Source organism: Pseudoalteromonas sp. 23_GOM-1509m (genome assembly GCF_000518425.1).
In the GTDB taxonomy this organism is placed as follows: domain Bacteria; phylum Pseudomonadota; class Gammaproteobacteria; order Enterobacterales; family Alteromonadaceae; genus Pseudoalteromonas; species Pseudoalteromonas tetraodonis.
Genome location: NZ_KI912434.1, coordinates 128250 through 151228 on the forward strand (window position 1 = coordinate 128250; position 22979 = coordinate 151228).

Annotated in this window: 21 protein-coding genes; 6 read left to right on the forward strand and 15 right to left on the reverse strand. The window is 40.3% G+C overall.

Features of this window, described 5'->3' with window-relative positions:
- Positions 1 to 30: 30 nt before the first annotated feature.
- The 4 genes from trmD to ffh form a co-directional block, all read right to left on the reverse strand.
- Entirely contained in the window at positions 31 to 798 is a 768-nt protein-coding gene (gene trmD, locus N523_RS0116180; RefSeq protein WP_028835379.1) for a tRNA (guanosine(37)-N1)-methyltransferase TrmD, read from the reverse strand.
- Complete coding sequence (rimM, locus tag N523_RS0116185) at positions 798 to 1334, reverse strand: ribosome maturation factor RimM (RefSeq protein WP_008114470.1); 537 nt, start codon at positions 1332 to 1334, stop codon at positions 798 to 800. The genes trmD and rimM overlap by 1 nt, the downstream gene beginning before the upstream one ends.
- Before the next feature lie 17 nt (positions 1335 to 1351).
- Positions 1352 to 1600 (reverse strand): 30S ribosomal protein S16, encoded by a 249-nt coding sequence (gene rpsP, locus N523_RS0116190; protein ID WP_008114468.1) that lies wholly within the window; start codon positions 1598 to 1600, stop codon positions 1352 to 1354.
- A 261-nt stretch (positions 1601 to 1861) separates the two neighbouring features.
- Positions 1862 to 3241 (reverse strand): signal recognition particle protein, encoded by a 1380-nt coding sequence (gene ffh / locus N523_RS0116195; protein ID WP_008464738.1) that lies wholly within the window; start codon positions 3239 to 3241, stop codon positions 1862 to 1864.
- 223 nt (positions 3242 to 3464) lie between these two features.
- Here ffh and N523_RS0116200 point away from each other — a divergent pair, with 223 nt between their 5' ends.
- Both N523_RS0116200 and N523_RS0116205 read left to right on the forward strand, forming a co-directional pair.
- Positions 3465 to 4271 carry a cytochrome C assembly family protein gene (locus N523_RS0116200; protein WP_013464492.1) on the forward strand — a complete coding sequence of 269 codons (807 nt, stop codon included), beginning with the start codon at positions 3465 to 3467 and terminating at the stop codon, positions 4269 to 4271.
- A gap of 61 nt (positions 4272 to 4332) precedes the next feature.
- Positions 4333 to 5601, forward strand: coding sequence for an HlyC/CorC family transporter (locus N523_RS0116205; RefSeq protein WP_013464491.1), 1269 nt, complete (start codon positions 4333 to 4335; stop codon positions 5599 to 5601).
- Positions 5602 to 5642: 41 nt separating this feature from the next.
- Here the strand turns inward: N523_RS0116205 and N523_RS0116210 are convergent, their stop codons facing one another.
- Positions 5643 to 6251 (reverse strand): transglycosylase SLT domain-containing protein, encoded by a 609-nt coding sequence (locus N523_RS0116210; RefSeq protein ID WP_013464490.1) that lies wholly within the window; start codon positions 6249 to 6251, stop codon positions 5643 to 5645.
- Positions 6252 to 6639: 388 nt separating this feature from the next.
- Positions 6640 to 8217 carry a glutamate--cysteine ligase gene (gene gshA / locus N523_RS0116215; RefSeq protein ID WP_028835380.1) on the reverse strand — a complete coding sequence of 526 codons (1578 nt, stop codon included), beginning with the start codon at positions 8215 to 8217 and terminating at the stop codon, positions 6640 to 6642.
- Positions 8218 to 8644: 427 nt separating this feature from the next.
- Here gshA and N523_RS0116220 point away from each other — a divergent pair, with 427 nt between their 5' ends.
- Positions 8645 to 10192, forward strand: coding sequence for a methyl-accepting chemotaxis protein (locus N523_RS0116220; protein ID WP_028835381.1), 1548 nt, complete (start codon positions 8645 to 8647; stop codon positions 10190 to 10192).
- Positions 10193 to 10254: 62 nt separating this feature from the next.
- On the opposite strand, the gene clpB is transcribed toward N523_RS0116220, so the two are convergent.
- The 3 genes from clpB to rluD form a co-directional block, all read right to left on the reverse strand.
- Positions 10255 to 12831: an ATP-dependent chaperone ClpB gene (gene clpB / locus N523_RS0116225; protein WP_028835382.1), complete on the reverse strand. Its 2577-nt coding sequence runs from the start codon at positions 12829 to 12831 to the stop codon at positions 10255 to 10257.
- A gap of 96 nt (positions 12832 to 12927) precedes the next feature.
- Positions 12928 to 13659 carry a peptidoglycan editing factor PgeF gene (gene pgeF, locus N523_RS0116230; RefSeq protein ID WP_028835383.1) on the reverse strand — a complete coding sequence of 244 codons (732 nt, stop codon included), beginning with the start codon at positions 13657 to 13659 and terminating at the stop codon, positions 12928 to 12930.
- Positions 13660 to 13661: 2 nt separating this feature from the next.
- Positions 13662 to 14639, reverse strand: a complete 978-nt coding sequence (gene rluD, locus N523_RS0116235; protein ID WP_028835384.1) for a 23S rRNA pseudouridine(1911/1915/1917) synthase RluD — start codon at positions 14637 to 14639, stop codon at positions 13662 to 13664.
- A 141-nt stretch (positions 14640 to 14780) separates the two neighbouring features.
- On the opposite strand from rluD, the gene N523_RS0116240 reads away from it, so the two are divergent.
- On the forward strand, positions 14781 to 15545 hold the full coding sequence (locus N523_RS0116240) for an outer membrane protein assembly factor BamD (RefSeq protein ID WP_013464484.1): 765 nt from the start codon (positions 14781 to 14783) through the stop codon (positions 15543 to 15545).
- Positions 15546 to 15599: 54 nt separating this feature from the next.
- Here N523_RS0116240 and N523_RS0116245 read toward each other — a convergent pair whose 3' ends face one another.
- Complete coding sequence (locus N523_RS0116245) at positions 15600 to 15938, reverse strand: P-II family nitrogen regulator (RefSeq protein ID WP_013464483.1); 339 nt, start codon at positions 15936 to 15938, stop codon at positions 15600 to 15602.
- A 158-nt stretch (positions 15939 to 16096) separates the two neighbouring features.
- Between N523_RS0116245 and N523_RS0116250 the strand changes: the two genes are divergently transcribed.
- Positions 16097 to 16642 (forward strand): GspH/FimT family pseudopilin, encoded by a 546-nt coding sequence (locus N523_RS0116250; protein WP_013464482.1) that lies wholly within the window; start codon positions 16097 to 16099, stop codon positions 16640 to 16642.
- A 78-nt stretch (positions 16643 to 16720) separates the two neighbouring features.
- A complete protein-coding gene (locus N523_RS0116255) occupies positions 16721 to 17254 on the forward strand; it encodes a GspH/FimT family pseudopilin (RefSeq protein WP_028835385.1) in 534 nt (177 codons plus the stop codon).
- Positions 17255 to 17260: 6 nt separating this feature from the next.
- Here N523_RS0116255 and N523_RS0116260 read toward each other — a convergent pair whose 3' ends face one another.
- Genes N523_RS0116260 through pilV form a run of 5 tightly spaced genes read right to left on the reverse strand, consistent with a single transcriptional unit; the run spans position 17261 to position 22916 of the window.
- Positions 17261 to 17680 carry a type IV pilin protein gene (locus N523_RS0116260; RefSeq protein ID WP_013464480.1) on the reverse strand — a complete coding sequence of 140 codons (420 nt, stop codon included), beginning with the start codon at positions 17678 to 17680 and terminating at the stop codon, positions 17261 to 17263.
- A gap of 9 nt (positions 17681 to 17689) precedes the next feature.
- Positions 17690 to 20863 (reverse strand): pilus assembly protein, encoded by a 3174-nt coding sequence (locus N523_RS0116265; protein ID WP_028835386.1) that lies wholly within the window; start codon positions 20861 to 20863, stop codon positions 17690 to 17692.
- Between the two features lies 1 nt (position 20864).
- On the reverse strand, positions 20865 to 21368 hold the full coding sequence (locus N523_RS0116270; protein ID WP_016899436.1) for a hypothetical protein: 504 nt from the start codon (positions 21366 to 21368) through the stop codon (positions 20865 to 20867).
- Positions 21356 to 22354, reverse strand: a complete 999-nt coding sequence (locus tag N523_RS0116275; RefSeq protein ID WP_028835387.1) for a PilW family protein — start codon at positions 22352 to 22354, stop codon at positions 21356 to 21358. Before N523_RS0116275 ends, N523_RS0116270 begins: the two co-directional genes overlap by 13 nt.
- A gap of 1 nt (position 22355) precedes the next feature.
- The gene (gene pilV, locus N523_RS0116280; protein WP_024602830.1) at positions 22356 to 22916 is read right to left on the reverse strand and encodes a type IV pilus modification protein PilV; all 561 of its coding nucleotides are present in this window, start codon (positions 22914 to 22916) and stop codon (positions 22356 to 22358) included.
- Between the last annotated feature and the right edge of the window lie 63 nt (positions 22917 to 22979).

Sequence of the window (22979 nt, forward strand, 5' to 3'; positions counted from 1 at the left end):
GTTTCTCACTTTCCTAGGTGTAACTGTCTTCTAGCCACAAGCTTTTTGGTACTCTTGCTGAAATTTCGCGAGTAATACCGCTTGCTCCTCAGTCAGAGCTAGGTTATGCAACAAGTCAGGACGGCGAAGCCAAGTTCTACCTAATGACTGCATAAGCCGCCATTTTGCTATCTCTTGGTGGTTTCCGCTGAGTAATACAGCAGGCACCTGTTTGTCGTCCAATGTTTCTGGCCGTGTATAGTGAGGACAATCTAGCAAGCCATCCGAAAATGAATCTTGCTCTGCTGACTGGTTGTGTCCTAGAACCCCTGGCACTAATCGCGCTACTGCGTCAATTAATGTCATGGCAGGTAGTTCACCCCCACTCAAAATAAAATCACCAATTGACCATTCTTCGTCAACGTACGACTCTATTATTCTCTCGTCTATACCTTCATAGCGACCGGCAATTAAAATCAGTTTTTCAGAGTTTGCGAGTTCGCTAGCCCCTTGCTGATCTAATTTGCGCCCTTGTGGCGACATATAAATTACTTTTGCACCATCACCTGCAGCCTGTTTGGCTTCAAGAATGGCTTGTTTTAGTGGTTCAACCATCATTAACATGCCTGGCCCGCCCCCGTAAGGACGATCATCTACGGTTCTATGCTTATCAGTTGCATAGTCACGTGGATTCCAGCAGTAAAAATCGATTAAGCCATTTTTAACAGCACGACCGGTTACACCTTGCGTTGTAATTGCATCAAACATATCCGGGAAAAGGCTGATAACCCCTACCCATAACGAACTTGTTTGACTCATTAAAAGCTTGGATCCCAATCTACAGTAATTTCTTTCGCATCATATTTAACTTCTTGAATAACTGAATCAGTTAAAAAAGGAATTAAACGTTCTGCTTGGCCAAATGCATCTTTACTGTTTGCTTTCACAACCAGTACATCATTTGAGCCTGTCTCCATAAGGTCATCAACAATGCCTAAGTTATAACCTTTATCAGTTACAACCGACATGCCGATGAGATCTCGCCAATAGAATTCACCTTGCGGTAATTCTGGTAGCTGCGCTGAATCAACAGAAATTTCTACATTGGTATAAGCCATTGCTTGGTCTCTGTCATTTACTTGCGCAAACTTAGCGATAAAGCCTTTGTTGTGGCGACGCCAGTCGACCACTTCTAAGGATTGCCATTTACCTTGCTGCCCTATCAACCACGGGCTGAAATCGAAGATCCCTTGGGGATCATCAGTAAATGAATGCACCTTAAGCCAGCCCTTTATACCATATGGGGCGCCGAGCTTTCCTACGACAATTATTGATGAGGTGTTCTCTTGACTCATGGTTACACTTACGCCTATTAAGCCGCTTTACGAGCGTCTTTAACTAATTTAGCTACACGATCTGAAAGACCTGCGCCTTGACCTAACCAGTGTTCAACACGTGGTAAATCTAAACGAAGTTTTTCTTCTTGACCTGAAGCAATTGGGTTAAAGAAACCTACTTTCTCGATGAAGCGACCGTCACGCGAGAAACGGCTATCCGCAACCACAATTTGATAGAAAGGGCGTTTTTTAGCGCCACCACGTTGCAAACGAATAGTTACCATACCGTCCTCTAAATAGATTGACTGTTTTCATTAATAAGATTTACTCCCCAGTATGGGGAGCCGGTGAATTGTACGAGTTTTTAGCAACAATGCAAGTAAGAAGTGATGCAAAAAGCCAGTTTAGTAGATTAAACCGTGATCCAAGATGAAAAAGTATATGAATAAGCTATTCTGTGCATAGTTTATTCAACAATAAAGAGGCATTTTGCCTCTTTATTGATTACTTTTTATCTCGTATTGGAGGTATTAAAGGTTAAATTATTAAAATTTTGGACCACCGCCACCCATCATGCCAGGTGGTAACATCCCTTTCATGCCACGCATCATTTTTTGCATGCCACCTTTACCTTTCATCTTCTTCATCATTTTTTGCATTTGCGTAAATTGCTTAAGCAGTTTATTGATCTCTTGTACTTGAGTACCAGAGCCCGCAGCAATACGCTTTTTACGCGAACCTTTGATGATTTCTGGGCGTGCACGCTCTTTTTTGGTCATAGAGCTAATAATCGCTTCCATTTGAATAAAGGTTTTATCACCCATTTGCCCTTTAACCGCATCTGGGATGTTTTGCATGCCAGGCAGTTTATCGAGCATCGACATCATGCCACCCATGTTTTTCATTTGCTTTAGTTGATCAGCAAAGTCATCCAGCGTAAAGCCATCACCTTTAAATACTTTTTGTGCTACTTTTGCCGCTTGTTCTTTGTCTACTTTCATCTCGACTTCTTCGATTAATGAAAGTACATCACCCATGCCTAAAATACGTGAAGCAATTCGGTCTGGGTGGAAAGGCTCAAGGGCATCAGTGCGCTCACCCACACCCATAAACTTAATTGGCTTACCAGTAATATGACGAATAGATAAAGCAGCACCACCTCGGGCATCACCATCTGTTTTAGTCAGTATCACACCGGTCAGCGGTAAAGCTTCGTCAAATGCTTTTGCTGTATTTGCCGCATCTTGACCTGTCATTGCATCAACAACGAATAGCGTTTCGATTGGATTAATTGCATGATGCAAGGCTTTAATTTCATCCATCATGTCGCTATCAACATGCAAACGACCCGCAGTATCGACTAATACAACATCAATAAATTTCTTTTTCGCATGAGAAATGGCGGCAGTTGCAATATCAACTGGTTTTTGCGAAATATCACTTGGGAAAAATTCTACATCAACTTCTGTTGCTAAGGTTTCTAATTGCTTAATTGCTGCTGGACGATACACATCGGCACTTACCACTAGCACAGACTTTTTCTTGCGCTCTTTTAAAAACTTAGCCAGCTTACCCACACTGGTGGTTTTACCCGCACCTTGAAGACCAGCCATCATCACTACCGCCGGTGGCTGTGCGTTAAGGCTTAGCTCTTCGTTGGCTTCACCCATGGCTTTTTCAAGTTCTTCACGAACAATTTTTATAAATACTTGGCCAGGGCTCAAGCTTTTGGTGACTTCAACACCAACCGCACGCTCTTTAACTTGCTTTACAAACTCGCGAACAACAGGCAACGCCACATCGGCTTCTAAAAATGCCATTCGCACTTCACGAAGTGTATCTTTAATGTTGTCTTCAGTTAAGCGACCACGGCCACTAATATTTTTTAGGGTTTTACCTAATCGTTCTTGGAGGTTCTCAAACATGTAACGGTTCCGAAAAGACGTTTATATCAACTCTATTAATAAGGTCGATGCTATTAAAATTCAATTGAAAATAGTATACCGTAAATGGTGGCATACAATACAGTGCTGAAGTGCTGCTTATTGAGTTTCTTTTTACAGGGTCTATGCATTTGCGTTGCTATAAAATACAATGACCAGATAACGAACACGAATTATTTGACTTCAATTAAGTGGCCAAAGCAAAATGCTGATTATTAGTTTAACTATTATTGCCAGTTTATTTTATGTGTTAGCAACGTCTCACGTGCTTTCGCGATTGTTTCATCGTCAGGGACCAAGCCAAAAAATTACTATAATACTGAGCACTGTCGCTATTTTGGCGCATATGCTGCTTTTAGTAAACTCGGTGTTTAGAGCCGATGGCCAAGATTTAAGTATTGTTAATGTTGCATTACTGACTTGTTGGGTAATAGTGCTTTGTGTCACCACCGTCTCTTTGAAGTTCCCTGCGACACTGCTATTACCTGTTGTATACGGCTTTGCTGCCCTGTTAACTATTGCTAGCCTGTTTATTCCTCATCACGTTTTACTTCATAGCATTAATGTAGAGCTTGCGTTAGTTGCGCATATTTCACTGTCGTTATTAGCCTACTGTATCTTAATTATTGCCACCCTTTACGGCGTACAATTTTACTTTATTGATAAACGTTTGAAACGTAAAGATTTAGCAATAGTACATAGCCATTTACCGCCACTAATGGTGGTAGAGCGTCAACTTTATCAACTATTAAATTTAGGCACAGTATTATTAAGCGTGGCGCTGATTACAGGGTTTGTATTTCTTGATGGCATGTTTGCCAAAGAGTTTATTCATAAAACAATCTTATCTTTAGTTGCTTGGGCTATTTTTGCCACGATTGCCGTTGGCCATGTAAAACGAGGTTGGCGAGGGAAAATGGTGGTAGTGAGTATTATGATTGCCGCATTTACACTCACACTCGCTTATTTTGGCAGCCGTTTTATACAAGAAGTGGTTCTAAATAAGTTTTAACTTGACTCTGAAAGCTCACTCTAGCTTAATACGCATTGGTTTATAAAAAAAGGATCCATCGTTGGACGACATATCGACAAGTACGCTGTTTATCATTTTAGGTTTATTGGTACTTTTTTCTGCTTACTTCTCCGGGTCAGAAACCGGAATCATGTCAATCAACCGTATTCGTTTACGACACCTCGCTAAAGAGAATCATCGTGCTGCGAAACGCGTTAGTAAATTACTCAGTCGACCTGACAGGTTGATAGGTCTTATCCTTATTGGTAATAACCTTGTCAATATTGCGGCTGCCCAAGTTGCCACCATTATTGGTATTCGTTTGTATGGTGATTTAGGTATTGCTATAGCAACAGGTGCATTAACACTTGTGGTGCTGATTTTCGCTGAAGTAACGCCAAAAACACTGGCCGCCCTCTATCCTGAGCGAGTCGCTTTTCCAAGTTCGGTGATACTCAAAGGGTTACTAAAAATTCTCTTCCCATTTGTTGTCGTTGTTAACTGGATGACCAATGGTATATTGCGCTTATTTGGTATTAGCGCTGCACAAATAGATGAGCACAGCATGAGTAAAGAAGAATTAAAAACCGTGCTGAATGAATCGGGTGCACTGATCCCCGCTCGTCACCAAAGTATGTTGACCTCTATTTTAGATTTAGAACAAGTTACCGTTGAAGATATTATGATCCCTCGCAATGAAATTGTGGCGATTGATATTAATGACGATTGGAAAATAATCAGTAAACAACTTACTCACGCTCAACATACTCGGGTGCTTTTATACCGCGACAATATTGATGATGCTGTTGGCTTTATTCACTCTCGTGATGCGCTTCGCCTTTTAACTAAAGAGCAGTTTGATAAGCCTTCGCTATTGCGTGCGGTACGTGAAATTTACTTTATCCCTGAGGGCACCTCGCTTAACACTCAGCTACTAAAATTTCAGTTATCAAAAGAACGTATTGGTATTGTTGTTGATGAATATGGCGACATTCAGGGCTTAGTCACTCTTGAAGATATTCTTGAAGAAGTTGTGGGTGATTTTACTACCACTCAAACTCGGACACCGAGTGAAGAAGTAACCACACAAAACGATGGCTCTTATATTGTCGACGGCGGTGCTAACGTTCGCGACTTAAATAAAGAAATGGGCTGGGAATTCCCATTAGACGGTCCTAAAACATTAAGTGGCTTGATTGTTGAGTACTTAGAAGATATACCCGATGCTAATTTAAGTATTCGTATTGCAGGCTATCCGGTTGAAGTACTTGAGGTAAAAGAAAACATGATTAAACAAGTCAAAATTCAACCAAACAAACGTAAAAAATAAACCAATAAAAAAGGAGCCTGCTGGCTCCTTTTTAATCTAATCTAAAAGAACAATCGCTCTAACCAACCTTTATCTAAATCATCTTCACAGCGTCTTAGCTGTGCACCATAACGGCTTGCGCGATGTTTTACTTTGTTGGCAACGCTCATTAACCATTTTTTCTTACGATAGGTGCCTCGTTTATAACCGCCCCATCCCTCATGATAATTTAAATACTGTGCGTAGGCGTCCCACTTAGACACACCATTAACTTTATGGGTTTTATAAACAAACCACGCCATAAAATCAATCGCATCTTCAAATTCGTCTCTGTCGGCGCCACTGTTACCTGTTTCACGAATATAATCAGACCAAGTAGGTGTTTTAGCTTGAGAATAGCCATAGGCATCGCTTGCACGACCAGTAGGAATTATCCATAAGAAGTATTCCATAGGCGGTGCTGCATCGTGGCGAAAAGAACTTTCTTGATACATCATGCTCATTAACACATGTTTTGGGGAGCCCCACTTTTCCTGCGCGTCTTTGGCATCAAAATACCAGTCAGATTTCTCTTCGAAAATTTTACAAATATCTTCTGGTTGCTTTGGGGGAGCTGTTGCACACCCAGCTATAGTGAGCAGCAAAGATAAGGTAATAATATTTTTTTTCATTTTTTAAGATCTCACTGAACTTTTTAAAAAAGTGTGGGTCTGAATCTATGAATGCAGCAGTACAGCATTGTTTCATCCCTAAAGAATATTTACGCAGCTACTATGAGCTGCGTTTTTTTTGCCTGCTACTTACTTGGGTCTGTTGACCTTTCAAGGTTGCATTTGCAGCAGTTTGTTTGGTATTTAGGCAAGGCAAAGCCTATGTGGTGTAGTTATTCCCCATAAATAGGCGATAACGCAGCATCAATGCCAAACAGGTGCTGCCCTTCGGGTTCTGCCTAGGAGCGATTTACTCTTTGTTGCTCGGTTTTTACTTAGCCCACTAGGTTACAAACCTCGCGCCGCGATTAAACCGCTCCTAGTTTGAACAAATTGTAATCCGCAAAGGTCAACAGACCCTGAAATACGTATCTAAAAATGCGGTAAATGATTGTTTATCAGCTTGTTCAATTGCCTTTTGGGCTTGGTACGACTCTGCAGCTTGTTGCTCTAGCCACGATTTTGAAAATTCAGTATAACTTGCTGTTTCATGGCTTTGTTTGTACTTCTGAGCAAGTGACAGTGCAAAGTGGCCATTATCTAACTCTGACGCTTTTAACTGCTCAACATAACGACCAGAATACGTTAATGCCGGATCATGAATCCAAGTCGCCATGCGCTTAATAGTGTTTGAGTAGTAGTCAACATCGTAAGCAGTATCCATCCACTGAGCAACATCACTCAGCTGACTAAATATTTCATCACCCCAAGATTCTAGGCTGCGATGCTCATTATTAAAATTAAGCATCAAGCCTTGTTCTCGACCTTGGTTAACCACAGTATCAAGATTTTCAGTGCTACGAGTTTGCTCTTGCCAATCCATAGGCGCTGAATCTTTTAATAAACAATAAGTTAAAAACACATCTAAAAAGTGTATTTGCTCTAAGTCAATCCCAACTTCACTAAACGGGTTAACATCCAATGCACGAATTTCAATATATTCTATACCCGCTCTTAGCAATGCATCGGTGGGCGTTTCACCATTTTTTGCATTACGTTTAGGACGAATTGGCGAGTAAAACTCGTTCTCTATTTGCAAAATGTTTTTATTTAATTGCTTTGGCGTAGCACTGGTGTAATCGTCAATACTGCCGTAAATATCTGAAGGCGTATTTATGGCTTTTTTTAGTCCTGCAACATATTCATCTAATGAGTTATACATTACCCGTAACGACGATTGTGCGCTATTGGTATAGCCTAAGTTGCCTAAACGCAATGCGGTACCCACTTCCAAATATAAAGTGCCTTTACCGAGTTTTTTAAACGGTAAGTCGCTTTTACGCCCTTGTAAAAAAGAGCTACATAATGCCGGTGATGCGCCAAACATGTAGCTAATTAACCACAGTTCGCGTTTAAAGTTACGAATTAACGCCAAATAACTATCCGATATAAAATCTTCAAGTTTCGCATTACTTTGCTTTAATGAGTGCAGTGACTGCCATAGCGTTTGTGGAAAAGAAATATTGAAATGCACGCCAGCAATCGCTTGCATCATACTGCCGTAACGATTCTTCAAGCCTTCGCGATATAGGGTTTTCATTTTACCGACGTTAGAGTCGCCAAATTGTGCCAATACAATATCGTCTTGATGATTTATAAAGCACGGCATACTAATTGGCCACAATAATTCATCGCCCATATGTTCTAGGGTGAACTTTTGTAAATCTTTTAGCTGCTGTAAGGTTTGCGTTGATGACTCGCTAACCGGTGTAATGAACTCAAGTAAAGACTCAGAAAAATCAGTGGTAATATGCCCATTGGTGAGCGCACAGCCCACACCTTGAGGATGAGCCTGTTTTGAAATGGAACCATCGTGATTAATTCTTAATGATTCTCTCTCAATACCGCGCATAATGCCTTTAATAGCCTGTTGATTATCTGCATTAGATAGCGCGTTGAGCGTGTTCTTTAAATTATAAGTTGTCAAAAAAAAGTTTCCTCGAGCCAAGTGGCTTAATCATAAGGTTATGGGGTCTTTTTACCTTTACTCAAGATTAAACGATGAAAAAACTATATGAATTTATTAGATATAGTTTTTACTGGATTTTAAACACGCTTTATTTCACGCTATAAAAGATAATCTTGCCATTGCCACTACGAATATACAATTTCTTTTACATATTATTTGCCATAACCCCCCGCTGACAACATGGCGTTTTAAAACGCTTTGATAAGATAGAGTTAAACCCTAAAAGTTTGTCATAACTGAAAAATTCAATTACGCTTAATATTGATAAAGATCATATAAATATCAAAAAAAATGTCTTATTCCTGCTATTTTACACATATCACTAACGCACATTAGTTTTAGTAATTACAATAGCCGCCATAATAAAGAATGATAAAGAGTCACTATGCGTCGTAATCAAAGCTTAATAGATGAAGAAGTTAACTTCGAAGAACACCAAGAGTTGGTTTCAACCACTGACTTACGCGGTGTTATTACTTATGCCAATCATGAGTTTTGTAGTATCGCAGGCTACGAGATGGATGAACTGATAAATAAAAATCACAATATCGTTCGCCACCCTGATATGCCAAAAGCTGCATTTAAAGAAATGTGGGACACCTTAAAACAAGGCCATTCGTGGCGTGGCGCGGTAAAAAACTTATGTAAGGACGGCCGCTATTATTGGGTTGATGCATTTGTAACGCCTATTTTTGAGCATGGCCAACTTATTGGTTATCAGTCTGTACGAATAAAACTAGAGCAACGCGCAAAACGCAGAGCGCAAAAGCTCTATGCCAAAATTAACGCTAATAAATCATTATTTAGCTGGCGCGAACGCACATCATTAAGACAAGGTTTGAGCATTGCGGGTATTTTAATTTGGTTAGCCAGTGTCGCAATGTGGGGCTCTCTTTCGCTTGCCGCGATTAACTTATTAGTATGTATTGTTATTTTAGTTTTAAATTATGATGAGCTGGTAATCACACCTGCAACCCTCAAACAACAAAAAAACCAAGCAGACTCTGTATCTCGTTATGTATTTAGTGGCTCGCACCCACACAGCATTAGTGAGTATAGAGAGCAGATGCTCAGTGCTAAATTAAGAACGGTACTAGGGCGGGTAAAAGATTCAACCTTGAGTTTTAATACGATTGCCCAAGGGTTAGATCAACAATCGACGTTGACCGAGCAAGGTATTTCTTCTCAAGGCACTCAGCTAGAACAAATTGCTTCAGCCATGTCACAAATGAGTACCACGATTGGTGAAATCTCTAACAATACCAATAACACGGCTGATAAAGTGGGCATTACTTATCAAAGCTGCTCTGATATCAAGAATCATATTGCAGATAACAGTAAAATGGTGTCTGACTTAGCTGTACAAGTTGAGCAAGCGGCCGCCACAGCAACGGGGCTTGCCTCTGAAGCCGATAAAATTGGCCAAGTCATGAGTGAAATAGAAGGGATTGCTGAACAAACTAACTTATTGGCACTCAATGCGGCTATTGAAGCGGCACGCGCCGGTGAGCATGGGCGTGGTTTTGCAGTCGTTGCCGATGAAGTAAGAGCGCTGTCGTCACGAACTCAAAACGCCACAGCACAAATTCATAGCTCAATTAAAGAAATTCAAGATACCTTGTTTAGCTGGTCTAAAATAATGCAGAGCACAAAACAACAAGCCGATGACTGTGTTAATACAACAGGACAAACACAACAAGAGCTTGATAGTATTTTTATTCAAATTAGTGAAATTTCACAGCTCGCCACGGATATTTCAGCCGCAGCAGAACAGCAACAGGTTGTAAGTAAAGACATTGGTAGCAATGTTGAAAAGATTAAAGGCTTAGGGGATGACAATTTACAATTGAGTTTTAGCGTAGCACGCGGTGCGGCTGAACTAGTGGAAGGCTCAAGAAAAGTGAATGACTTATTACTGACTTTTAAAGTTTAACCATCGCCCTAAAATAGAAACAAAAAAGCCGCTGTAAACAGCGGCTTTTTGCTGTGCTCAGATTATCGACTCGTAAACACTAAGCCGTCTTCGTTAGCATCAATGACAATGATACAACCTGATTGAAATTCATTATTAAGCAGTTTTTGTGCTAATGGATTTTCAATGGTTTGCTGTATTGCCCGTTTAAGTGGACGAGCGCCATAGACAGGATCAAAGCCACTGGCAGCAATTCGCTCAAGAGCAGCATCTGTCAACTCAAGTAAATACCCCATCTCTGTCAATCGTTGACGTAATTTACTTAACTGAATATCTGCAATTTCTTTAATATGACTATGTGAAAGTGAGTGAAATACCACAGTTTCATCAATACGGTTAATGAACTCGGGTCTAAATTCATTATGTAAAACACCCATGATTTTTGCTTTAAGCTCGTCATAGTCATTACTTCCCGCTTGCTCTTGAATGATATCTGAGCCCAAGTTGGAGGTCATAATGATAACCGTATTTTTAAAATCAACCGTACGCCCTTGGCCATCCGTTAAACGCCCGTCATCAAGGACTTGTAATAAAATATTAAACACATCTGGATGCGCTTTTTCTATTTCATCAAGCAAAATAACCGAATAGGGTTTACGACGAACAGCTTCGGTTAAATAACCACCTTCTTCGTAACCTACGTACCCTGGAGGCGCACCGACTAAACGTGCGACTGAGTGTTTTTCCATAAACTCAGACATATCTATACGCACCATGGCACTTTCGGTATCAAACATATAGCCTGCTAGTGCCTTGGTAAGTTCTGTTTTACCAACCCCTGTAGGCCCTAAAAATAAGAACGAGCCAATTGGACGATTGGGATCAGCAAGCCCTGCACGCGAACGACGAATGGCATTAGCCACCGCAACGACGGCCTCATCTTGACCAATGACTTTGTTATGTAACTGCTCTTCCATTTGTAATAGTTTTTCACGTTCACCTTGGAGCATACGCGCCACTGGGATCCCGGTCCAACGTGATAAAATTTCTGCAATTTCATCTTCGCCCACCTGATTTTTAAGCAAGCTCATTTCTTGCATTTCTGCTTGTGATGCTAAATCGAGTTTGCGCTCAAGCTCAGGTATACGTCCATATTGCAGTTCAGACATACGCTGCAAGTCACTTGCTCTGCGAGCCACTTCTAAATCAAGTCGTGCCTGCTCTAGCTCAGCTTTAATAACCTGCGTGCCTTGTAAAGACGCTTTTTCTGCATTCCATACTTCATCTAGTTCACGGTATTGCCCTTCAAGCTCAGTGATCAGCTCGACCATTTCTGTACGGCGCTTTTGACTTGCTTCATCTTTCTCTTTGGCCAATGCGTTATCTTCAATTTTTAATTGGATAATGCGACGTTCTAATTTATCTAAAGCTTCTGGCTTTGAATCAATTTGCAAGCGAATAGAAGAGCCCGCTTCGTCAATTAAATCGATTGCTTTATCGGGTAATTGGCGATCACTAATATAACGATGCGATAACTGCGCTGCGGCAACGATTGCAGGATCGGTGATCTCCACTGAATGGTGTAATTCGTAACGCTCTTTCAAGCCACGCAGAATAGCAATGGTGTCTTCTACTGAAGGCTCTTCTATTAATACCTTTTGGAAACGGCGCTCAAGCGCAGCATCTTTTTCAATGTATTTACGGTATTCATCTAAAGTGGTTGCGCCTACGCAATGGAGTTCACCGCGTGCTAAGGCAGGTTTTAACATGTTACCCGCATCCATAGCGCCATCACTTTTACCCGCTCCAACAATGGTATGAATTTCATCAATAAATAAAATAACTTGGCCTTCTTCTTTAGCCAACTCATTAAGTACTGATTTTAAACGCTCTTCAAATTCACCTCGGTATTTTGCACCAGCAACTAATGCGCCTAAATCAAGTGATAATACGCGCTTGTTTTTTAAGCCCTCAGGCACTTCACCATTAATAATACGCTGTGCAAGCCCTTCAGCTATGGCTGTTTTACCCACCCCTGGCTCACCAATTAACACAGGGTTATTTTTGGTACGGCGTTGTAATACTTGAATAGTGCGGCGAATTTCATCATCACGACCGATTACAGGGTCAAGCTTACCTTGCTCTGCACGCTCAGTTAAATCGATGGTGTACTTTTCAAGTGCTTGACGTGTTTCTTCCGCATTAGGATCGTCAACTTTTTGGCCACCACGAATCGCTTCAATTGCCGTTTCAACCTTACTCGCCGTAATGTTAAGTGCTTTAAAAACACTGCCAAGCGGGCCTTTATCTTCACACGCAACTAATACAAACAACTCACTTGAAATGTATTTATCTTTACGCTTTTGGGCGTATTTATCACATAGGTTTATCAGTGAAACCATGTTATTTGACAACTGTACATCGCCACCAACGCCTTCCACTTTAAATAACTTTTCTATCTCTTGTGATAATTTAGTGTTGAGTTCATCAACGCTGATGCTCATTTGTGCAAATAGTGCACGCACACTTGAGCCACTTTGTTTTAACAAAGCGTACATTAGATGCACAGGTTCAATAAATTGATGATCGCGACCTAGCGCTAATGATTGCGCATCTGAAAGCGCAGACTGAAATTTACTTGTAAATCTATCTAAACGCATGGGGGTTTACCTATAAAAAAACGAATTACTTAATAGATGGGTATGTTAGCGGGTTTGTTCAAGGTATTGTGGGAAAAATAATCACCTAATGATTATTTACTTGCGCCAGATCAAACTTGCCATACGACCGGTTTGGCCATCGCGCCGATAAGAAAAAAACAAGTTAGCTTGAGAAACCGTGCAATGCTCACCCCCGCTAATGTTTATAACGCCCTGTTGATTAAGTAAAATAGTTGCTATTAGATAGATATCAGCTAAATACTTTTCATTATTTTGAGCTTTGAACGCGCTGTGCATTAGTGGGTTATTTGCTGTAAATAACTCGACTACCTCTTGGCCGACTTGAAATTGATTCGCCCCTATTGCAGGACCTAACCAAGCATGTATATTCGCCGAGGCATTTTTAAAACATGCCAGCGTATTGTTTATCACCCCTTGCTCTAACCCTCGCCAACCAGCATGAATTGCGGCCACTTCTTGCCCGTCACTCGATGAGAGTAAAATAGGTAAACAATCAGCAGTCATTATGGCTAAAGGTTGATTGCGTAATTGCGTATATAGCGCATCGGCTGTGAGTGTTTGGTTGGGGTCAAATCGCTCATCCACTGTAATTACATCAGCGCTATGAACCTGATTTAACCAAATTGCCGGTTTAGGCAAATGAGCATTTACACGTGCTCTGTTATTTAATACATCTTGGCTGTTATCACCTACATGCAACCCTAAATTCAAACTATCGAATGGAGGCTGAGATACGCCCCCTTCACGTGTAGTACTCAATGTATCTACACCATGAAGAGATTGCCATGTAGCTGATAAGCCAAACATTGTTAACTCGCTATATCAGGGTTTGCTTTTGTGTCTTCACGCAGTGCTTGAGTCATCGCCACCATATCATCAGGGATAGGCGCTTGCCAGGTCATCATTTCACCGGTGATTGGATGCGCAATACTTAATTTAACGGCATGAAGCGCTTGGCGTTTAAAGCTACGCAGTAACTCAAATAACTCAGGCGTTGCCCCTTTTGGTGGACGAGGACGACCGCCATAAGATTGATCGCCAATTAATGGGTGGTTTAAGTACGCCATATGCACACGAATTTGGTGTGTACGCCCTGTTTCAAGACGTAAACGCAAACGTGTATGGGCGCGGAATTTTTCGGCAACACGGTAATGCGTAATAGCTGGTTTACCCATTTCATGTACTGCCATATGCGTACGCTGCGTTGCATGACGACCAATTGGTTTTTCAACCATACCACCGGCTGTCATAGTGCCATTACATAACGCTTCATATTCACGTGTGAAGTTTTCGCGCTTTTGCAGTGCTTTAACTAAATGTGTTTGTGCCTGAATCGTTTTAGCAACAACCATTAAACCTGTTGTATCTTTGTCTAAACGATGCACAATACCTGCTCGTGGCACATTAATAATTTCTGGGTAGTAGTGTAATAAAGCATTTAACACCGTACCGTCAGGGTTACCTGCGCCAGGATGAACCACTAATCCCATTGGTTTGTTGATCACTAAAATATCATCGTCTTCATAAACGATGTTTAATTTGATATCTTGTGCTTCGTATTCACGAGGTGCTTCTATTGTTGTTTCAACAGCTACAACTTCACCACCGAGTAGTTTTTCACGCGGGGTGTTGAAAATTTCACCATCAACGGTGATTTTATCATCTAAAATCCACGTTTTTATCCGTGATCGTGAATAATCAGGGAACAATTGTGCTAATACTTGGTCTAGACGTTTACCACCTAAGTCTGTTGGGACCTCGGCTTGGAGAGATATTTGCTCTGACATTAGTAACTTTACCCAATTTACCAGTGCAAGCTTTGCTTGACTGGGTTAGAATCGCTTTTAATAAAAGCATAACATAATACGCATAGTTTACTCGGTTTTACCCACTTGGCCTAGCCGAAGACATCGAAGGTAACAAATAAAATGATAAATAAAATAGGGAAACGTGCATTCGCCATTGTTTTTTCAGTTTCAGTGCTTAGTTTAGGGGCCTGCTCGTCTGCACCTGACCAAGAAGATATTCAACGCGTACCCAACAGATCGGCACAAGCACTATACGAAGATGCAAAACAAACGCTTGATTCTGGTTTATACGCTCGTGCAATTGAATTATTAACGGCAATTGATTCTCGCTACCCGTTTGGTCCGTTTTCAAAACAAGTCCAAATGGATTTAGTGTATGCACATTACCAATCAGGTAATACAGAGCAAGCGCTTGCTACAATCGACCGTTTTATTCGCTTAAACCCAAACCACAAAGATTTAGATTACATGTACTACATGCGTGGCTTGGTTAATATTAAGGCGGATAAAAATGCTTTCCAAGAATACTTTGGTGTAGACAGAGCTGACAGAGATGCTAAACGCACCCGTGTTGCTTATACCGACTTATCAACTTTGGTTAAACGTTTTCCAGAAAGTGATTATGCGCCAGAAGCAAAACGTCGTTTAGTTTGGTTATTAAACCGCATGGCACGTTATGAGCTAAAAGTGGCAACTTACTATTACGAACGTGAAGCCTATTTAGCAGCCGCAAATCGCGGTAAATATGTGGTAGAGCACTACTCACAAAGTAGTTATCTTGATGCGGCACTCGCCATGATGGAAAAAAGTTACGAGAAGCTTGGCTTGACTGAACTAAGTCAGCATGCAGAGCAAACGCGTAAATTTAATAGCAGAAATAAATAACACGAAAAAGGCGCTAGTTATAAAATTAGCGCCTTTTTTACGAGGTTTACTCGACTATATAGCCTCTTCATCCTCTTCTGCAGTACGAATTCGAACCACACGTTCTACGTCAGTGACAAATATTTTACCATCACCGATTTTGCCAGTTTGTGCTGTTTTAACAATAACATCAATAGCACGTTCTACGTCTTCATCACCGAGCACAATATCTAGTTTTACTTTAGGTAAAAAGTCAACCATGTACTCAGCACCACGGTATAGCTCTGTGTGGCCTTTTTGACGCCCAAACCCTTTTACTTCACTTACTGTCATACCCGTAATGCCTACATCAGATAATGCTTCACGCACATCATCGAGCTTAAACGGTTTAATGATTGCTTCTATTTTTTTCATAGTAATTACTTTTGAAAGCTTCAGTTGCCTCGATTTTAGACAATCATGAGGTTCATAGCAAACAAAGAGATTGAATAGCACCGGTGAAAAATAATCATGGTATGATTATTTTAATAAAAATAACTATACTAAAACATCACCGAGTTAATGAGATTTATATGAAAACTAAGCACCGTGGATTTACCTTATTAGAGTTAATGGTCACCGTGGCCATTGTTGGCATTATAGCCACTATTGCGTTGTGGAACAGTAGCGATATGCTGGAAGAAAACCGAGGTGAAAATTTTTTATTAGAACTTAAACGTAATATTAGCTTTGCACGCTCACAAGCGGCTAGTACCGATGAGATCGTAATTGTGTGCGCTGCTCCAGGTACAAAAGTAAAAAGTGATGATAAAACCCTAACTTGCTCAAGTAAATGGGATGTTGATCAAATAATTATTACCTTTATAGATGCTAATAATAATGGCCAATATAATAATGAAACAGATAGCTTGATCAGAGTCATGGAGGAAATTAGTCCTAATGATCGCGTTTCATTTACAGATACCCGTATACGATTTAATACCAGCGGACGTATAACTACAAATCCTGGGAACTTCATATTTTGTCCTAACGGCGACAACAAAAACCAAAAAGCGTTAACATTAACGCAATCAGGCACCGCTTTTTATTTAGGGGATACCACAGAGAGCTGTGGTTAAAAGCCATTTCTTACTTTGCCGTTTTTTTGATTGTTTACTAAACTAATATAATGGACTGTTCAATGAAAGGCTTCAGGGATGAAGTTAATTATAAGTGTTCACAAAAATGGTGGCGTTACATTATTAGAATTACTAGTAACCATTTCAGTTATAGCGATACTAAGCCAACTCTCTTTATGGTTTTTTCCTGATTTCTTGGCGCTCAATCGCGCAGATAACCAGATTAATCTATTACACAGAAACATTAATTATGCACGTCTTTATGCAATAGAAAATAATAGCTACGTCACTCTATGTGCATTGAAAAATAATGAGTGTTTAGAAGATGATTGGGACAATCAGGTGTCACTTTTTATTGATAACGACAAGTCAACCTCTTTGGATGATGACGAGCGCCTTATTAGTACCTTTGAACATACCCATCCCTCTGATAGCTTAGAGTATCCTCGGGATGCCATCACTTTTAGACCCGACGGCTCTTTAAACGGCTTTCAAAACGGTACTTTTATCTATTGCCCAAATAACGAAAAAGCAAGCCTTGAGGGGCTTGCTCTGTCAATAAGTCAAACTGGGCGAATACGAATAAAATCTACCAACAAATGCCAAAAATAACTAATGTTATCTACCCCAGCAATAGTTGATGTCGGTATTGCCTTTACTACCCGTTGCTCCTTTTAAGCCAACGTCATTAATGGTTAATGACGTGCAATCAGCATCCCCTTTCACAGCACCAGCAATGGGTTTCGCAGTGATTGTAAACTCATTGCTATTAACCACATTAATTGTTAACTCAAAATGACCGTTTTCAGTTTTACTTTGAATACCTAAGTCGCTAAACGAAGTTGAATATGCTCGGTTATCCACAAAGTATTGCTCTTGCTTGTTTGCGGCATCTAAAAGTGCAGAAGCGGCTTCTGCGCGTGATGCCCTTTTTATATATTCACTGTAATTAGGCACTGCAATGGCGGCAATGATGCCAACAATCGCAACGGTGATCATTAACTCAATTAATGTAAATCCTTGTTGTGTCTTATTCATATACAGCCCTTAATTGTTGATCTCATCGTTTTCTTCACGCTTATAAATATATGTTTGCTGCGTTTTAAAACCAAAGCCAATGGGTTGTTTATCATTCACTAGCTTAATTTTACCATCTACCACTTTTAAGCCAGGTCCTGTAATTTCTATTGGCTTAAGTGGATTTTCAGCTTGTTCCCCTTTGATCCCAGGGCCAATTAGAAAAAACTGGCTCTCTTCGATAACATCTTCCTCTGGATTATCATCACATTTTCCATCATTGTTAGAATCAGCACAGGAATTAGTCGCACCAAAATAAAGCTGTGGTGTATCTGGCACATCATAACTGGTTGCAAATTTTAGTTGTTCATACACTTTAGTACCGTAATGCAAATGAAAAGCATAAAGTGCGCCGCCACCGCCACTTAAAGAACATTGATTCTCTACAACTTCATCAGATGCTGGCGTGAAAGAGGTAAAATAAGCAACCCCACCAACAACGGTAGCTGCAGCTAATGACTTTTCACCTTTCGCTAGCTCATAACGCCACCCTTTCTTTTTCGCCAGTTCAGCTTCAACAAGGGTGAAACCATCTAAGTCATCTAAAGTATTACCAAAGGGGTCACTATTCATCACCATTAAATCTGCAGGCACAATTGGCGCAGGAGCATTAGTTTTAAATGAACGCGTCAGAGTATTCTCATCACGGATCATAAACAATTGATCTTGCTCGTTTGTATTCGTTGGTTTTGAACGGTTACCGCTGCCAATAACAACTGCATCATAAGGAGTATCTAAACGAGTAATGACTTTATTACCATTAACCGTGGTCTCTGTTACTTTACTAAACAAAGTACGCGCAACCAATGGTTTATAAAAGAATCGTCTATCTTGAGTATCTTGATTACTACCTAGCTCTGCAAGTTTGAAATGGCTAAACTCACTGCTATCTTCTCCAGGCATATCAATTCGCCAAATATTACCACCGGTATCTGAGGCATAAATTCTATCAATGTAGCCATCATAATCTGAATCAAGCGTAGTTAAATCAGCAGCAATACTGTGTTTACCTTTAAAGCCATTACTGTCTGGGGTTAACGCCCAAACTAAGCTGCCTGTTTTTGCCTCAACAATATAAATACCACGCCCTTTTGAGTCCTCTGCTCTTATTGCCGCATCTTTATTTGTATCGTAACCCGCGCCAAACACAAGCAAAGGCTTATTACCAAAAGCTTTAATATAAGCTATTTGTGGCTTTGACCACGTTTGTGCCAATTCAGTAAAGTCGCCTTTACCCCCTTCAATTGGTTTGCTCCAAAGACGTTTTGGCTGATTAGGATTTGTAATATCTAAACCATAGTAGTTTTTACCACCACGGCGCATTCCTGCAAAAGCCCATACCTCGTCTCCTTTGCTAGCATCTATAATACCGTCATTCAAACCTTCACTATTTAAGCTTTTATTACTAAAGTAGACACTGATAGGGCCATCCATACCATATACTTTACTATCTGCTTGTTTATTTCTAAGTGGTTTAATAATGTCAAACAGTGCTGAAGGTATAAATGCCCAACTTTCACTTACAGTCTCACCGGCATCTTTAAACATATGTAAGAAGCCAGCATTTGTCCCTATGAGGATGCGAATATCATCATTACCATAATCAATTGCAATTGGTTTTGAATGCAAAGGATCACCAAATATATCAGCGCGTTGGTCTTGTGATGAGCCATCTTTGTCCTCATCATCAACATCTACTCCTCTTGCCCAATTAACATCTTGAGTGGATAAGGTCAGCGGGTTATTAACAATGCCACTGAGAATGTCACTAACAGCCGAAGTATCAAAACTAACAATCGAGCCTTGATTCTCCGTAAATAAATTACGAGCAAGTGGATCTATGGTGCTTAAATAATGGTTTACCCCCCCCTGCGCAACCGCGTTACCATCAGCGGGTTGGCCCGCAGGTAACCAAAATGTTTTTGCCTCTTTTGAAATTAAACCGTCACTATTAAGGGCTTGTTTGTTGGTTGCATCGACTATTTGGCTGCCCGATACCTTTAACTTTTTCAGGTTACCACGCCAGCGCGCCCCGGTTTCTGGATAAAACATAGCAAAATAAATAGCATCACGACTTCGAGTTTGATCTACATTGTTACTCGCCACTGACGGCGATGAAAAACTGTCATTTACTTCACGAATACGAGAAATCGTATTTTTAAGTGCATCAGATAGTTGCGCAGCTGTATTCGCATGTAAGTATTGCCCACCACCGTAATCTGCAGTCTCAGTAAGTAAGTTTTTACCTGAGTCACTCATACCCGTACCAAAACCGATAGGAAATACACGTCCTATGTCAAGTACGTTCTTAGTTTTGCTATACAAGTCAACTTTTACATCATCTGTACCGTGAATAATTTTTGCTAGCGCCGCCAAATAGCTGTTACTAACAGCAGGCGGATTACCAGAGAAATAACTATTATGAAGGTTGTATATATCATTATTTCTATTTGAATCGTTGGTTGGATCGCCGTCTGTCATTAAAATAATATTAATACTGTTATCACACCTAAGTGGCTCGCCAGTAACAGGCGCAAAGGGTGATTTATATATCCCTGATGACTCTGCTGTAAAATCTCGCTCATTAGTATTTCCCCCGTAATATACGTTTTGTCCCGTGATATACAGGTAGGCTTCCCAGAGTGTTTCTGTTAATGGAGTTGAACCACTTGCAGGTAACTCTTCTACTTTATTTAGTAAAAATGACTTTTCAGCCCCTACTCTGGCTAAAACATACCCACCATTACTACCATTAAAGCGCATTAAACCAAATTCAATATCATCGTTATCGTTCACTAATTGGGTGATAGCATTTTGCGCAACTCTTAAGCGGCTATCACTACATGTGGGTTCATAATTGTAGTAACTAGTTCTTTTATAACATTGCTCATTTCGTTTATAACTGTCTTTACTTTCAAAGCAATCAACCTCGTAATAACTATTACTGCTTCTTTTATAACAGGCATCACCATCATTTACATCCCATGCCATACTTCCCGATGTATCAAAAATCATGATTACGCGAGGCTTTTCATTGGTTTGTACATTATGATTAACATACAGCTCTATATCTTCAGCGCCTGCTGACATGCTAAGCATTATTCCTATTAAAGAAATGAGTGCTTTATTTAGTATCAGTTTCATTTTAAATCCCCTTGCTTAGGCTAGCCATCTCTTGGGCTACGCCTGTCACAATTGTTAGTTGGTGCTTACTTTTAGAGCCATACTCAATAGTTGTTGAAACTTGTACCATGTTGCATGAGATCCCAGCTGTAAAACTAAAACGACGAGGACATTCTAAATCAAGCACGCCTTTATTTAAGTTAATCATTCTACTTTGCATATCATTATGTTCGGCTATAACCATGCCTTTTTCATTGCCAGACGCCATGGTAGTTACTTCCTCTGGCGTTAAGAAAAATTGATTTGTTGCACCATTGCTCGCCTCATCGGCAATCATGCGCTGCACTTCGCCGATAAGTTCATTTTCGGCAACTTCTCGCTCTTGTGCTGAATTAGTAATTTTAATATCTATACTACTGCTACTCATTAACGTCACTGCAATACCTGTAACGGCTATGACCATTATTAGTGCAGTGATAAGCACCACACCTTGCTGTTTATTTTTCATCGGGATTAAATACGCCATAAATTTGCTCCCACGTTATTTAAACGGATAGTTGTTGTGAATACAGTACGTCTAAAGTTATCTGAAAAAGTAAGGGTGCGTTTATTAGCATCTTCCCCTAATACATAGGTTTGGTTTTTGATTGTAATACCTGGGTCAGGTTGCAGTGCTCTAATCAATAAAAAAACTTGTACCGTTAAAATACCTTTGCGGTTTTCCCAGTCTGTGGCTGTCATGTTATTAATGCTTTTATAGGTATCCACGCGACTGTCGGTGGTGGTATCTAAACCAAACACAAAACGCATATTCTCCACGCCTTCCATTATAGTTTCTGTATTCATAGAACCAGCTACTAAACGTTTTCGCATGAGTGCGGGTACAGTAATACTTTTATTATTGACTGTATAAGTTTGCTCAGCAATATAATAACTATGATGGCTGTAGGGCCAAACACTGGCATTAACATTTAAACTATCAGGGTCGATAACACCTCGAACAAAGCGTGCATTTTCTTGCTCAGCAATAAAGTAATTCTCATCACTTTGCGTTTCATTAACACCTGCGGCATCAACTTCTAGTTGGTGACCTTGTAAAAACTTAACCTGTAAAATATCAGTACCCGCTAAAGGGTTATTAACACAATTAAGTTCACTTGAACTTGCCGCTGTTTTTGCATAAAGGGTTTTAAAATTACTGCTGCTGGTTAAATCAGGAAAGCTGCCATTGTTGAGACCTTCAAAGCAATCACCTGTAGGATTTGTTAATGATGATGTATTTATTGCAGTAAACGAATCATCATAAAATGTTCCCCAAAAGCCTACTTGTTCTATATCGCGTTGCATAATATTAATGGCTAATCGACCAGACTCTTGCAGCTCACCTATTGTCATCGTATCGCGGGTCGTTACTTTCATACCAATATAGGTAAACATTACGCCACCCAAAATTAATCCCCCTATAAATAAAGAGATCATCATTTCAATGAGTGTAAAACCGGCTTGCTTCATCTTAGCTCCTAACGTAAATATAGCTAGTAAGTACAACTAAACGGCGCCTTTTATCTGCTACACCACAGCTAATTTTGCCTGTTGCCTCACTCGCCTTAAATTCTTGACGACCCTGCCAAGAAACAATCACCTCAATATTAAACGCCTTACCGCCAGAGCCTGCTACTGACTCTGGATTAATACATACGGTGGCACCATCAAGTGATCCCGTATTTTCGCGGGCACGAATAGCACGCTTCCACTGCTCTATATCTAAACTCGCAATTTGTGCATTACTGCATGAACTTGTAAAACAGGTTGTAGAGGAATTAATACTTGTCTCGCTGGTAAACTCAAGGTCGTATAATGTAGCTAGTTGCGATGTATCGTTAGCCCGAATACGTTGGATAATATCATTACCAAGCGCAACAGCAGCAGCACGTTGCATTGAATCAAAGCTTGCTTGTTTTGCTTTTGCTTGCAGGGCTACAGCCCCCAATAAACCAAAGCTAAGAATAATAAACGCAATCAGGACCTCAATAAGGGTAAAACCTTTTTGCAATTTAAACGTGCTCAAAGACATAGTAAAACCAAATAATAATTATCTGATACTAAGTGTATGCAATAAAAAAATAGATTCAACTAG

Coding starts and splice junctions, on each gene's coding strand:
- trmD (WP_028835379.1), bottom strand. CDS start 798: ATGAGTCAAACAAGTTCGTTATGGGTAGGGGTTATCAGCCTTTTCCCG.
- N523_RS0116220 (WP_028835381.1), top strand. CDS start 8,645: ATGCGTCGTAATCAAAGCTTAATAGATGAAGAAGTTAACTTCGAAGAA.
- pgeF (WP_028835383.1), bottom strand. CDS start 13,659: ATGTTTGGCTTATCAGCTACATGGCAATCTCTTCATGGTGTAGATACA.
- ffh (WP_008464738.1), bottom strand. CDS start 3,241: ATGTTTGAGAACCTCCAAGAACGATTAGGTAAAACCCTAAAAAATATT.
- rimM (WP_008114470.1), bottom strand. CDS start 1,334: ATGAGTCAAGAGAACACCTCATCAATAATTGTCGTAGGAAAGCTCGGC.
- N523_RS0116255 (WP_028835385.1), top strand. CDS start 16,721: ATGAAGTTAATTATAAGTGTTCACAAAAATGGTGGCGTTACATTATTA.
- clpB (WP_028835382.1), bottom strand. CDS start 12,831: ATGCGTTTAGATAGATTTACAAGTAAATTTCAGTCTGCGCTTTCAGAT.
- rluD (WP_028835384.1), bottom strand. CDS start 14,639: ATGTCAGAGCAAATATCTCTCCAAGCCGAGGTCCCAACAGACTTAGGT.
- N523_RS0116275 (WP_028835387.1), bottom strand. CDS start 22,354: ATGAAGCAAGCCGGTTTTACACTCATTGAAATGATGATCTCTTTATTT.
- rpsP (WP_008114468.1), bottom strand. CDS start 1,600: ATGGTAACTATTCGTTTGCAACGTGGTGGCGCTAAAAAACGCCCTTTC.
- N523_RS0116210 (WP_013464490.1), bottom strand. CDS start 6,251: ATGAAAAAAAATATTATTACCTTATCTTTGCTGCTCACTATAGCTGGG.
- N523_RS0116265 (WP_028835386.1), bottom strand. CDS start 20,863: ATGAAACTGATACTAAATAAAGCACTCATTTCTTTAATAGGAATAATG.
- N523_RS0116200 (WP_013464492.1), top strand. CDS start 3,465: ATGCTGATTATTAGTTTAACTATTATTGCCAGTTTATTTTATGTGTTA.
- N523_RS0116245 (WP_013464483.1), bottom strand. CDS start 15,938: ATGAAAAAAATAGAAGCAATCATTAAACCGTTTAAGCTCGATGATGTG.
- N523_RS0116260 (WP_013464480.1), bottom strand. CDS start 17,680: ATGAATAAGACACAACAAGGATTTACATTAATTGAGTTAATGATCACC.
- N523_RS0116250 (WP_013464482.1), top strand. CDS start 16,097: ATGAAAACTAAGCACCGTGGATTTACCTTATTAGAGTTAATGGTCACC.
- N523_RS0116270 (WP_016899436.1), bottom strand. CDS start 21,368: ATGGCGTATTTAATCCCGATGAAAAATAAACAGCAAGGTGTGGTGCTT.
- pilV (WP_024602830.1), bottom strand. CDS start 22,916: ATGTCTTTGAGCACGTTTAAATTGCAAAAAGGTTTTACCCTTATTGAG.
- N523_RS0116240 (WP_013464484.1), top strand. CDS start 14,781: ATGATAAATAAAATAGGGAAACGTGCATTCGCCATTGTTTTTTCAGTT.